Origin of the sequence: Flavobacterium cupreum, assembly GCF_003996965.1 — a bacterium.
GTDB classification, from domain to species: domain Bacteria; phylum Bacteroidota; class Bacteroidia; order Flavobacteriales; family Flavobacteriaceae; genus Flavobacterium; species Flavobacterium cupreum.
In genome coordinates this window covers 73,942-86,216 of sequence record NZ_QWDM01000020.1, presented here as the reverse complement: position 1 = coordinate 86,216, position 12,275 = coordinate 73,942, and the positions used below count along the sequence as shown (strand labels likewise).

The window sequence follows — 12,275 nt, the reverse complement described above, 5'->3', positions numbered from 1 at the left end:
ATTTTTTATTAAGCAGTAATATAATCTATTATCATAGTTGCGTGAATTCTGGAATTTTCAATAAACCATTTGTGCGTGTGCATTCCGCCACAAATGACTCCTGCAAGAAATAATCCCGGCACATTAGTTTCCATGGTTTCCGGATGATAGGTTGGTGTTTTCAGTTCATCATCAGACAATTGAATTCCCATATTCTCCAGAAATGACAGATCGGGTCTGTAACCTGTCAGCGCCAGGACAAAGTCATTTTCTATCGTAATTTTTCCTTCCGGAGTTTCAATTTCAACTTCATTATCCTTTATTTCAGTGATATTCGATTCGAAGTACGCTTTAATACTTCCTTCTGCTATCCGGTTTTCAATATCGGGTTTAGCCCAATATTTAACGCGATTGTTGATTTCGTTTTTACGAATCACCATAGTCACATTAGCCCCTTTTCTCCAACATTCCAGAGCAGCATCAACAGAGGAATTATTAGCGCCAACCACCAAAACATTTCTAAAAGCATATTCGTGCGCTTCTTTATAATAGTGGCGGACTTTTCCTAGCTCCTCGCCTTTTACATTCATTTCGATCGGAATATCATAAAAACCGGTTGCAATAATTACGTTTTTCGCTTCGTATGAATTTTTATCGGTCTTTATTTTAAACAAACCGTCTTGCTGTTTTTTCACTTCAGCAACTCTTTCAAATAAATGAATAGCAAAATTAAAATAACGATGTATATTTCTGTAATATTCCAAAGCCTCCTGACGGCCCGGTTTTGGTGCGAGGCAATTAAACGGAATGTCTCCGATCTCCAGCCTTTCGGCAGTTGAAAAAAAAGTCATGTATAAAGGATAATTGAAAATACTGTTTACAATTGCCCCTTTTTCTATAATCAGGTATTTCAGGTTTTTCTTTTGGGCTTCTATTGCACAAGCCAGACCAATAGGACCGCCTCCCACAATTATTAAATCATATTGTGTCATAAACTATTCTTTTGCCCAGTCTTTAAATGGATTTTTGCTTAAATAAGCGTTGTAATATCTCGGATCGTTGGTTACTTCTTCCCCCAGCCAATCTGGTTTTTCGAACTCATCTTCTTCGGATTTTAGTTCTATTTCAGCCATAATTAGGCCTTCATTTTCACCATAAAACTCATCCACTTCAAAAATATGATCTCTTGATTTTATTTCGAAACGTGTTTTTTCAATTTTGCCTTTTTCGCACAATTTGAGTAATTCCTGTGCTTCGTCAATCGGAATTTCATTTTCCCATTCAAAACGGGACATTCCGCCCTGATGTCCGATACCTTTAATCGTAATAAATCCTCTCTGGCCTTTAATTCTGACACGAACTGTCCTTTCAGGGATTGAACTTAAATATCCCTGAGCAATTTTATTTTGAGTAAAAGCCTGTTCTTTAAAATCATCCGATTTCACAAGAAACTTTCTTTCAATTTCAACCATCTTGATGTGTAAATTAATTTTAATGCAAGTTACTCAATTTAATTAAGTCTTAGAATTGACACGCTATAAACTCTTTTGATTTACAGATTTTTAATCTAATAGCATCTTAACTGCAAGACAATACCAAAATAACTGATTATTAATACTTTAGGTATTTATTTTTTAGCTAAATTTGATGTGATCTTAATTTTATACTTATGTCTAAAAAAGTACTTTATCTGTTAGGCATTGCAAAAGTAATACTTTCAGGCAGCTTTTTTTATCCGAAATTGTGCTGCAGTTGTATGAAACCTGTCCCAATTGATTCGGTTGAGAAACCAATTGCGACGGCGTCTGACGGTATCCTAAAATAATTAATCAAAACAGCGATCATGAATATACCTTGTATCTTAATACCTGCGATAGTTGGAGTAATCTGTGGAATTTTAGGTTTTTTACTTGGAAAAATGAACTCAAAAAATGAAGATTCACTTGCTGCTTCTTTACAAGCTGACCTGGATGCCTGCCAGGCCAATACGAAAAATTTAAATGCACGGCTTTCTGCATTAGAAGCCGAATTAGCCGGCAAAATATCCCTTACTTCAATGCAATCACAATCATTGGCCGAACCTGACGCTGCGTTTTTATTATTCGACAGTGCTCTTGCTGAAAATGTTCTGGGTAAAAAAATAAAAGAAAATGACCTTACAATTGTGGAAGGGATCGGCCCTAAGATTGAAGCTTTATTCCATAATGCCGGAATCAATACGTGGTTTGAATTATCAGAAGCTTCAACAGAAAAACTAGAGTACATTTTGGAGGAAGGCGGCGAAAATTATGCTATCCACAATCCAAGTACCTGGGCCAAACAGGCGTTGCTTGCTTATCAAGGAAAATGGCAGGACTTAAATGACTGGCAGGAGAATTTAAGAGCCGGAAAAGAATAAAACCAATAACTAAATAACCTTAAAAACTGGCTTTCGGCCAGTTTTTTTATGCTTTATCCAGAAAATCAGATGACCAGTTTTTAGCGGTATTGTACCATAATTGCCCTTTCGAAACTTCCAGTGGGCAGTCAAAATTATTAATATAAAGTGCGCCAGTTCCGAGTCCCTGAGGCATTTTTGAATGCTGTAGAAAAGTCCACTGAGCGATAGCATTAAGTCCAATATTGCTTTCTAAGGCCGATGTAATCCACCAGCCAATGTTATATTGATCCGCCAAAGTAATCCATTCCTGTGTTCCTCTGAAACCACCAACAAAACTTGGCTTAAGAATAATGTATTGCGGCTTTATTTTCTGCAGTAGTTTTTCCTTTTCTTCCAATGAAAAAACGCCAATCAATTCTTCATCCAAAGCGATAGGAAAAGGGGTTACTTTGCACAATTCTTCCATGGCTTCCGGACTTCCTTTTTTAATTGGCTGCTCGATACTATGCAATTGAAATTTATTGAGTTGCTGCAGTTTATCTAAAGCTTCACTTAGTGGAAAAGCGCCATTGGCATCTACCCTGATTTCTACTTGTTCCGCGGAAAAATGACTTCGGATAAAGTGTAACAATTCCAGTTCTTTTTCGAAATCTATAGCTCCGATTTTGAGTTTGATACAATTAAAGCCATCCGCTAATTTTTCCTCTATTTGCTCTTTCATGAAAGAAGGTTCTCCCATCCAGACCAATCCGTTTATGGCTATTGATCTGGAATTATCTGTAAAATCGGAAGGAAATAACAAATAAGGACTTTCACTTTTAAGTGATAAAAAAGCCATTTCTAATCCGAATTGTATGGAAGGAAATTCGATTAAAGCCTCCCAAAGCGTGGTCTCACCCAAATGAATGTTCTGACAGGCCCAATTTAGTTTTTCCTCGTAATCATCATGATCGTCAGCACTTAATCCTCTTAAAATGCCGCACTCGCCTATTCCCTTTTTACCGTTTTCTTCCAGGACAATAAACCAGGTTTCTTTTTCGGTCATAATTCCCCGTGAAGTGCCTGAAGGGCGTTTAAACTCCAGCATATATTTGTGGTAGGTAGCTTTCATTTTTAAAGTACTGATAGGTGTTGCCAGGATTCTAAAAAAGCTTTAAGACTCTTTCGTAATCTTCGGATTTAATCCCTGCTTTTTGAAATGTTGTGAAGTCTAACTTCGTTTTGTCAGTCCAGCTCAGGCTGTCTGTTACATTCTGGTTTTGGTATTTTTTATAAATAGATTTTGCAGCACTATAATCGTCGCTTAGCAAATAAACATGCGCCAGATTCAATTTCACTAATAATTCCGTATCATCCAGTTTTTCACCTTCCTTAAGTGCTTTTATTGCTTTTGCATACTGCTTCGTCAGGATATAGCAGTAACCAATTGAGCTGTAATCTGTTGCTGTTGCTTTTCCGTCATTAATAATGGTGTTTAATTTAGGAATAGCCTCGTTGTATTTTTCTTTTTTTAGTAAGGCTGCAATTTGCGTTCTTAAATCATTATAAACGTTTTTAGAAATATCCGCATCATTATAGCAGGCATTTCCGAAATCTTTATACACTTTTGTTTTTTCAATTGCCAATAACTTCTGAAATTCAGAATAACGATATTGTTTTATTATTTTATTCAAAATGCAAACACAGAAATCATCTGAGTTAGCCATTTTCTGGGCCATGGTAGAGGTTTTACACAAACTGATAATTTCGTTTTTATTATCCTGATTCCAGCCGCGATTGAGTTTGGTATCAACCCAGGGCACCACTTCTAAAACAATCTTTTGGTTTAAAAGCCAGTTTTTACTTTCGAAACCAAACCAGATCGTAGTCGTATTTTCTTTCAGGCAGGATGATTTATCCAAAGACAATCTTTTGGCATCTTTACTGACTGGTTCCAACTGAGCAAAACAAGCTGTATCTGTCTTTCCGTCACTTACATATTTTTTAGCATTTTCATTGGATGTAAAAATCGAATACGTGCACTGATCGTCTCCTGAAATTTTTGACATCAAAAAAACAGCTCCTGCAGAACCCTGGCCTATCCCGTAGGGATCCGGTATCGCTTTAAGCATCGACACCAGACTATTGGTCATTTCCTGGTTTTTATCCAAAAGCGTAATTCTGTAGACTATTTCAGTAGTTCCAACGGGTAAATCTTCTGTATGAACGGTAATACGGTCACGGGCAGAAACAACAATTTCTCTTGTAGTGGCGCGCTCTTTGTCCCAATAACCCTCTTTTTGGGCATAAGTGCTGTAAAATGAAATTGCACAAAGGAACAGAAGTGTTTTTTTGAAAGTCATATCTTATGAATTTTGTTGAGTAGCATGAATCATATTTTTGATTCGGCTTTCAGCTTTTGAATATCTACAATTCTATCGATTCCCCGATTTCAAGAAGCATTAAGTCTTTTCCTTTATCAAAAAATTTACGAATTGATTCTTCATGATTAATTTCAATATAACCAAAAGTATCAAAATGATATCCCAGGATTTTATCGCATTCTAAGAAATCTGAAGCTATAATCGCATCTTCAACATCCATAGTAAAATTATTTCCGATCGGAAGAATGGCCAAATCTAATTTGGTGCGCATTGGAATCAGTTTCATATCCATAGAAAGTGCTGTATCCCCGGCAATATAAATATTTTTATGCTCCCCTTCAATCACGAAACCACCCGGATTTCCTCCATAACTTCCATTTGGAAAAGAGCTGGAATGAATGGCATTTACGTATTTTACCTTTCCAAAATCAAATTTCCAGCTTCCACCGTGATTCATCGGGTGCGCCTTGAATCCTAATGTGGCATAATAACTTGTAATTTCAGCATTTGAAACAATCACTGCGTCGGTGTTTTTTGCAATAGCTTCAACATCCAAAACGTGATCACCGTGCGCATGGGTCAATAAAATATAATCGGCTTTTAAAGTATTGATATCAATTGCCGAAGCTTGTGGATTGCCTGTAATAAAAGGATCAACAATAATATGTTTTCCTTCAACTTCAATCCCTAATGATGCGTGTCCGTAAAAAGTAATTTTCATTTTTATAAAATTTAAAGTTGAACGAATTCTATCTTCCGCCCAGGAAAAGATTAACAATAATGTCTGAAATTAATGATATCATACAGATCGTCAAAAGCAGCGAAAGCAGGAATGTACTTAAGGCTAATTTTTTTAATTCCGGATCTAAAAGCCTTGGATCCTGATTTTTAGAAACGGTAATTAAATGTTTGGTTAATGGGATATAGGCCAATAAAAACAAGTACTGATCGAAACGATACTGGCTTAAGACAGCAAACACCACTACCAGTATCATTGCAGTTCCAATAAGTGTAAAATGATATATTTTTGCATTTTTACCCCCAATCTGAACTACAATTGTATTTTTACCTGATTTTTTGTCTGATTCTTCATCGCGCATATTGTTCAGGTTTAAAACTCCGACACTTAACAAACCGATTGCTATTGCCGGTAAAATCAGAAGAGGCGCTATTTCTTTGGAGTACAAAAAGTTAACACCCAAGGTACTTACCAATCCGAAGAAAACAAAAACAAATACATCTCCAAAACCTTTGTATCCGTAAGCAGAATTTCCAACGGTGTAACGAATAGCGGAGGCAATTGCAGCAATTCCAAGTAGAAGGAAAAATATTGAGTATCCAAAGTTAGACTCACCAAAGGCAAAATAGATCAGTGTAATTGCGGATAGTAAAGTTAAAAACGATGTAATGATAATCGCTTTTTTCATTTCCTGTGGCGTAATCACACCAGACTGGATAGCGCGTTTCGGTCCAACGCGGTCCTCATTGTCAGTGCCTTTTACTCCATCTCCGTAATCATTGGCAAAATTTGATAAAATTTGTAATCCCAGCGTTGTTAAAAGTGCAAAACCAAAAATTTTCCAGCTGAAAACTTCAGTCGGTGTATTGATGGCTTCGGTTGGGTGGGATAAGGCATAAATGCTTCCCACTATTATTCCGGAAACTGATAAAGGTAATGTGCGCAAACGAGCGGCTTCAATCCAATGTTTCATTCTGTTTTTTTTTTATTTTGTTTTTTTAGTCTCAGGTTTCAGGTTTCAAGTGCTGTGTTTCATAACATGAAACCTGAAACAAATTTAACTTTTTATGGCAACCACTTATTTTCTCCGAAATTTGGTTTTCTTTTTTCCAGGAATGCGTTTCTTCCTTCTTTCGCTTCTTCGGTCATATAGGCCAGACGGGTGGCTTCACCTGCAAACACCTGCTGCCCCACCATACCATCGTCAGTTAAGTTCATGGCGAATTTTAGCATTTTTATAGAAGTTGGTGATTTTTGAAGGATTTCCTGTGCCCATTCGTAAGCGGTATCTTCCAGCTCATCATGCGGAATAACAGCATTGACCATACCCATATCCATCGCTTCCTGAGCAGAATAATTACGTCCTAAAAAGAAAATTTCACGTGCTTTTTTCTGACCTACCATTTTAGCCAGGTACGCAGATCCGTAACCACCGTCAAAACTGGTAACATCGGCATCTGTCTGTTTAAAAATAGCATGTTCCTTACTCGCCAGGGTCATATCGCAAACCACATGTAAACTGTGTCCGCCTCCTACTGCCCAGCCCGGAACTACAGCAATAACAACTTTAGGCATAAAACGAATTAAACGCTGCACTTCAAGAATATTCAAACGATGCTGACCATCTTCTCCTACATACCCCTGATGTCCGCGGGCATTCTGGTCGCCTCCGCTGCAAAAAGAATAAACGCCGTCTTTAGTTGAGGGGCCTTCTGCGGAAAGCAGCACTACTCCAATTGAAGTATCTTCCTGTGCATCGTAAAAAGCCTGGTATAATTCTGAAGTTGTTTTGGGACGAAAAGCATTTCTCACATTTGGTCTGTTGAAAGCAATTCTTGCAACTCCATTACATTTTTTATAGGTGATATCTTCAAATTCTCTGGCAGTTATCCAATCCATTTCTATTTGTTTAGTTTTAATAATTATAGTGTAAAAATAAAGCATTTTTATATTTTTACCTACTCTATTTCCTTTTAGTCTGCACGAAAATTACTCCCAATGTTAACAATTAGTATTTACTTACAAAAAATAACATTATTTAACATTTGTATTCAAAAAAAATAAGTAATTTTACACACTAGAAATCAATGAGATACAATTTATTTTATTGATTTATGATTGATTTTCTTTCACTGATTTATTAACCTAAAAAATGACTTTTTTTGAGAAAATTTAAAAAAATTGTCGCTTATTTTTTGATGGTTTTTATTAGTAAGCCCTTAAATAATGAGCAAATGGTTTATGCGTTTGTAAAAACTTCAAAGAGGATATAGTAACACCTACGGTTAAAAGCTGGAAATGTCTGTAATTAGCAAAAGACTGAAAAACGAAAATGAAAAAAGCTAATCAACTACTTTCTATAAGTTATTCTATACAACCAACGGATCTGCCGTGAAATTGAATTTTTGCTTTTAATATGAATGTAACAACTGTTTAAAGACATACCCATATAAAGGAGTAATTTCTAAAATTTTTAAAGCTGTTACTTTTTTAATGGATTCGAATTATTTTATTTCTGTTTTTTTTTAATTACAATTTTTTTTAAAACTAGAATAAAAAGAGAAAGGCTACTTGTTATGAGTAGCCTTTCTTGTTATGTTTATGGTAAATTCCAAAGTTTTAAATTCCAAATTCCAATGCTGCCTGTTGTTGTAATTTGTAATTTAAATATTGGGATTTAAGGAAAACCTTAATTTTCGTCTTTTACCAGATAAATTCCGTCTTCTTTGATTTCGATGAGCTTTTCTTTGTACAAGGCACCAATTGCTTTTTTGAACGTCTTTTTACTCATTTTCAGTACCGTTTTGATGTCCTCAGGGTGAGAATTATCAGTTAGGCGTAAAAAACCACGATTGGCTCTTAATTCATATAAAATTTTCTCTGCATTTGGTTCAATGCTCTGATATCCCTGTACCTGCAAGGCAACATCGATTTTGTTGTCCGGGCGGATATTTTTTATGTAACCTGTCATTCGGTCGCCTGTTCGTATGGCGTCATCGTATACTTCGTCTTTGTACAGCAATCCTTTGTGTCTCTCGTTGATAATCACATTGATTCCGATTTCGGTAATATGCGAAACGATTAAATCGACTTCCTCGCCTTTTTCGACAGTTAAGGTATCATTATTCAAAAACTGATTGGTTTTGCTTGAAGCTACCAGACGATTTGTTTTTTCGTCCATATAAAGGTAAACGAGATAACGTTTTCCTTTTTCCATAGGGCGTGCCTGTTCTTTAAACGGAACCAGAATGTCTTTTTCCATTCCCCAGTCCATAAAAGCACCGACCTGATTAATGTAATTCACTCTTAACAAAGCAAATTCATTCAGTAATATATAAGGTTCCAGCGTTGTCGCAACCGGACGCTGTTCGTGGTCTAAATAAACAAAAACGATAAGCTCCTCGCCTATCTCAAATTCATGGGGAACGTATTTATTGGGTAATAAAATATCGTGAATTCCTTCGGGATCTTTTTCAGGATTCCCTAAAAACAAACCCACTTTGGTATCACGTAATATGGTAAGCGTATTGTATTTTCCTATTTCAATCATATTATAAGGTTCTAAGTTGGTAAGCAACTAAGTTTCTAAGCGGCAAAGGTACGAAGTTTGAAAATGGTAATCCTAAAAATGTTTCTAATTAAAAAAAGACAGGCACATCTTACCTTAGTGTAGTCATTTTAATTAAATTTGAGAACCTGTAATTAATCCAAAATCAATGAAAAAGACCATTTTCTACTCCATTTTTACCTTTTTGTTTTTTACTCATAGTACTAGTTCGCAAGTTGCCGGGGATCCCGAAATAAAAAAAATGATCGGCGAAATCAAGGCCGAAAACCTGGAAGCTACGATCCATAAATTAGTTTCTTTTGGCACCAGGCATACCCTTAGCGATACCAAAAGCAAGACCAAAGGCATTGGCGCCGCACAACAATGGGTAAAATCTGAGTTTGACAGGTTTGCACTGGAATCTGACGGAAGATTAACGGCTGCAATTGATTATTTTGAAGTGAAAGCAGATGGAAAACGAATTATCAAAGACAGTCAGCTTGGCAATGTTATGGCGACTTTAAAAGGAACCGATCCGGCCGATAACCGTGTTCTCATCATCAGTGGGCACCTGGACTCAAGAGTTTCTGACGTAATGAATGTAAAATCGGAGGCTCCGGGCGCCAATGACGACGGATCCGGTGTTGCGGCTGTCATGGAATTGGCTAAAATAATGAGTAAAAGGTCATTTCCCGTCACCATAATTTTTGTAGCCGTAACGGGCGAAGAGCAGGGGCTTTACGGAGCGCGTCATCTAGCAGAATTAGCCAAAGCATCCAACTGGAATATCGTGGCCATGCTGAATAATGATATGATTGGAAATAGTTTGTCCAGTGGCACTAATGTAAGAGACAATACACAAATCAGGGTTTTTAGCGAAACGATTCCGTTTTTAGAAACTGAAGAAGAAGCTAAGATGCGTAAAGCGACAAGCCGTGATAACGACAGCCCTTCACGATTACTGGCACGCTATATCAAAACAGTTACGGAGCAATATGTTGACCAGTTAAAAGTAAAATTAGTGTACAGAAACGATCGTTTTTTACGTGGCGGAGATCACACACCGTTTAGTCAAAATGGATTTACAGCCGTTCGTTTTTGCGAAATGAATGAAAATTTCAACCACCAGCACCAGGATTTAAGAACCGAAAATGGTATTCAGTATGGTGATCTTGCCGAGTTTATGGATTTTGAATATCTGCGAAAAAACACTTGTGCCAACTTAGCCGTCCTGGCCAATCTAGCCTGGTCGCCAAAAGCGCCTTTAAACTTAGGGATTGAAGTAAAAGAACTTTCTAATTCTTCCACATTAGCGTGGAGCGCGCCGGAAGGTAAAGCACCATACGGTTACCAGATTCTAATGAGAGAGACTTCTTCTTCTCACTGGGAAAAAACTTTTTTTGTAAAAGAAACTAAAGCCGAAATACCGTACTCTAAAGACAATTATTTCTTTGCGGTGCAGGCTGTGGATGCCTTGGGGCATGCCAGTTTACCGGTTTTTCCCGTACCAATTAAATAAACGAATGGGGATTCAAAATAAAAAGCATCATTATTGATGCTTTTTATTTAAGATTAAACTAACTCCTTAAAATATTGTTTTAAAATAACATCGTTTTCAAAAGTAGGCGTAAATACTTCCAGAATGCACGGAGCGTCATTTGCTTCATAAAGCGATTCTATGTTTTTGACTAAAGAATCCTCGTCAGTAGCCGTGAAGTAATTCAACTTATACATTTTAGCCAGGTGTTCTGCTGTTAAATGATGTGAAGTTTCAAAATACGTATTGAAAACCGGTTTTTCTTCGTGTCCAGGCAAAATCCTGAAAATTCCGCCACCTCCATTATTAATTAGGATAATTTTGAAATTCTGAGGAATATAAGAATTCCATAAAGCGTTGCTGTCGTATAAAAAACTAATATCACCGGTGATAAAGACGTTTTGTTTTCCGCTTCCGACTGCAGCGCCGATAGCTGTTGATGTACTTCCGTCAATTCCGCTCGTTCCTCTGTTGCAAAAAACTTCAATCGATGGATCTATATGAATCAATTGCGCATAACGGATGGCTGAACTGTTGCTAATCTGCAGCTGACTGTTTTTGGGCAAAGCTTCAATTACTTTTTCGAAAACCTTAAAGTCAGAAAACGGAATTTTATCGAGATATTCTTTTCTTCTTATTTTTCGTAAATCGTAGCTATTTTTAGTATTCACAAAATAATCGCTTTCTGTAATACCAGCCTTCGAAAATAAATCTTTAAAAAAGTCATTCGGCTGCATTACAAAATGACTGGACAGCGCATTAAAAGTATCATAAGCCCTCAAAGTGTCAATATGCCAATGGTATTTTGGTTTGTATTTTCGTAAAAATGCCTTGATTCGTTTGGAAACAATCATTCCACCGAAAGTTACTAAAATTTCAGGTTGAAAATCCTTAAAATCAGCTTCTTCAAAAGGGGTAATTAAAGTATCGATACTATTGATAAAAGCAGGATGATGCAGGTTTGAAGTCGTCTCAGTCAACACCACTACAGACGGGTCTTTTGCCAGCACTTCTGTGATTTCATCATCAATTGCATTGGCGTCATTTACACCCACCATAATTAATTTTCGTTTGGCCGAATTCCAGAGGGAAACAATTTCTTCGCTGTTTTCTATAGTTTTTATTTCCAGCGCAGGTTCTGCATTTGTAATTTTTGAATGTACAGAAAGTGTTTCTACTATTTCATATAAAGGCTCTTCAAAAGGTGCATTAATATGTACAGGGCCTTTTTTAAGGATAGCGGTTTCAATTGCCTTATTGATTTTCAGGTCATTTTCAACTGAAGCTTCTTCGGTTAAATTGGCATTGAAAACGGAATGATTTTCATAAACATTCTGCTGACGAATCGTTTGTCCGTCTCCAATATCGATTTTGTTTTGCGGACGGTCTGCAGAAATAATAACTAACGGAATCTGACTGTAAAATGCTTCTGCAACAGCCGGATAATAATTTAACAACGCTGATCCGGAAGTACAAACCACTGCTGTTGGCTGCTGGGTCTGCTGGGCAATTCCCAGCGCAAAAAAAGCAGCACAGCGCTCGTCGGCAATGCTGTAACATTTAAAATTATCATTTTGGGCAAACCCAATTGTTAAGGGTGCGTTTCTGGATCCGGGAGAAATTATGATAGTAGTGATTCCTTTTGCTAAACAAATTTCGATAATGCTCTGAGCAAGCGGTATTTTGGGGTAAATCATTCTTATGACGTATTTTTATTCCAGAAAATCGAA

General features: G+C 36.8%; 11 protein-coding genes. 2 read left to right on the top strand and 9 right to left on the bottom strand.

Annotated features, from left to right (window positions below; all coding sequences use genetic code 11):
* Positions 1-8: 8 nt before the first annotated feature.
* The gene (locus tag D0817_RS22485; protein WP_127340597.1) at positions 9-971 is read right to left on the bottom strand and encodes a YpdA family putative bacillithiol disulfide reductase; all 963 of its coding nucleotides are present in this window, start codon (positions 969-971) and stop codon (positions 9-11) included.
* 3 nt (positions 972-974) lie between these two features.
* On the bottom strand, positions 975-1,451 hold the full coding sequence (locus D0817_RS22480) for a CYTH domain-containing protein (protein WP_127340596.1): 477 nt from the start codon (positions 1,449-1,451) through the stop codon (positions 975-977).
* A 371-nt stretch (positions 1,452-1,822) separates the two neighbouring features.
* Here D0817_RS22480 and D0817_RS22475 point away from each other — a divergent pair, with 371 nt between their 5' ends.
* The gene (locus D0817_RS22475; RefSeq protein ID WP_127340595.1) at positions 1,823-2,377 is read left to right on the top strand and encodes a hypothetical protein; all 555 of its coding nucleotides are present in this window, start codon (positions 1,823-1,825) and stop codon (positions 2,375-2,377) included.
* A 46-nt stretch (positions 2,378-2,423) separates the two neighbouring features.
* Here D0817_RS22475 and D0817_RS22470 read toward each other — a convergent pair whose 3' ends face one another.
* The 6 genes from D0817_RS22470 to D0817_RS22445 all read right to left on the bottom strand — a co-directional run bounded on the left by D0817_RS22470 (position 2,424) and on the right by D0817_RS22445 (position 9,011).
* Positions 2,424-3,470: an o-succinylbenzoate synthase gene (locus D0817_RS22470; RefSeq protein ID WP_127340594.1), complete on the bottom strand. Its 1,047-nt coding sequence runs from the start codon at positions 3,468-3,470 to the stop codon at positions 2,424-2,426.
* Between the two features lie 31 nt (positions 3,471-3,501).
* A complete protein-coding gene (locus D0817_RS22465; RefSeq protein ID WP_127340593.1) occupies positions 3,502-4,701 on the bottom strand; it encodes a tetratricopeptide repeat protein in 1,200 nt (399 codons plus the stop codon).
* A gap of 64 nt (positions 4,702-4,765) precedes the next feature.
* A complete protein-coding gene (locus D0817_RS22460) occupies positions 4,766-5,443 on the bottom strand; it encodes a metal-dependent hydrolase (protein WP_127340592.1) in 678 nt (225 codons plus the stop codon).
* A 28-nt stretch (positions 5,444-5,471) separates the two neighbouring features.
* Positions 5,472-6,434, bottom strand: coding sequence for a 1,4-dihydroxy-2-naphthoate octaprenyltransferase (menA, locus tag D0817_RS22455; RefSeq protein ID WP_127340591.1), 963 nt, complete (start codon positions 6,432-6,434; stop codon positions 5,472-5,474).
* Between the two features lie 92 nt (positions 6,435-6,526).
* Complete coding sequence (locus D0817_RS22450; RefSeq protein ID WP_035681238.1) at positions 6,527-7,360, bottom strand: 1,4-dihydroxy-2-naphthoyl-CoA synthase; 834 nt, start codon at positions 7,358-7,360, stop codon at positions 6,527-6,529.
* A 790-nt stretch (positions 7,361-8,150) separates the two neighbouring features.
* The gene (locus tag D0817_RS22445; RefSeq protein WP_127340590.1) at positions 8,151-9,011 is read right to left on the bottom strand and encodes a CvfB family protein; all 861 of its coding nucleotides are present in this window, start codon (positions 9,009-9,011) and stop codon (positions 8,151-8,153) included.
* Positions 9,012-9,177: 166 nt separating this feature from the next.
* On the opposite strand from D0817_RS22445, the gene D0817_RS22440 reads away from it, so the two are divergent.
* The gene (locus tag D0817_RS22440; RefSeq protein ID WP_127340589.1) at positions 9,178-10,527 is read left to right on the top strand and encodes a M28 family metallopeptidase; all 1,350 of its coding nucleotides are present in this window, start codon (positions 9,178-9,180) and stop codon (positions 10,525-10,527) included.
* A gap of 53 nt (positions 10,528-10,580) precedes the next feature.
* Here D0817_RS22440 and menD read toward each other — a convergent pair whose 3' ends face one another.
* Positions 10,581-12,242: a 2-succinyl-5-enolpyruvyl-6-hydroxy-3-cyclohexene-1-carboxylic-acid synthase gene (gene menD / locus D0817_RS22435; RefSeq protein ID WP_127340588.1), complete on the bottom strand. Its 1,662-nt coding sequence runs from the start codon at positions 12,240-12,242 to the stop codon at positions 10,581-10,583.
* Positions 12,243-12,275: the final 33 nt, after the last annotated feature.

Bases quoted from the DNA above. Each gene is read 5' to 3' on its own strand.
- D0817_RS22450 (WP_035681238.1), bottom strand. From the start codon at position 7,360: ATGGATTGGATAACTGCCAGAGAATTTGAAGATATCACCTATAAAAAA.
- D0817_RS22485 (WP_127340597.1), bottom strand. From the start codon at position 971: ATGACACAATATGATTTAATAATTGTGGGAGGCGGTCCTATTGGTCTG.
- D0817_RS22465 (WP_127340593.1), bottom strand. From the start codon at position 4,701: ATGACTTTCAAAAAAACACTTCTGTTCCTTTGTGCAATTTCATTTTAC.
- D0817_RS22440 (WP_127340589.1), top strand. From the start codon at position 9,178: ATGAAAAAGACCATTTTCTACTCCATTTTTACCTTTTTGTTTTTTACT.
- menD (WP_127340588.1), bottom strand. From the start codon at position 12,242: ATGATTTACCCCAAAATACCGCTTGCTCAGAGCATTATCGAAATTTGT.
- D0817_RS22475 (WP_127340595.1), top strand. From the start codon at position 1,823: ATGAATATACCTTGTATCTTAATACCTGCGATAGTTGGAGTAATCTGT.
- D0817_RS22470 (WP_127340594.1), bottom strand. From the start codon at position 3,470: ATGAAAGCTACCTACCACAAATATATGCTGGAGTTTAAACGCCCTTCA.
- D0817_RS22445 (WP_127340590.1), bottom strand. From the start codon at position 9,011: ATGATTGAAATAGGAAAATACAATACGCTTACCATATTACGTGATACC.
- D0817_RS22460 (WP_127340592.1), bottom strand. From the start codon at position 5,443: ATGAAAATTACTTTTTACGGACACGCATCATTAGGGATTGAAGTTGAA.
- D0817_RS22480 (WP_127340596.1), bottom strand. From the start codon at position 1,451: ATGGTTGAAATTGAAAGAAAGTTTCTTGTGAAATCGGATGATTTTAAA.
- menA (WP_127340591.1), bottom strand. From the start codon at position 6,434: ATGAAACATTGGATTGAAGCCGCTCGTTTGCGCACATTACCTTTATCA.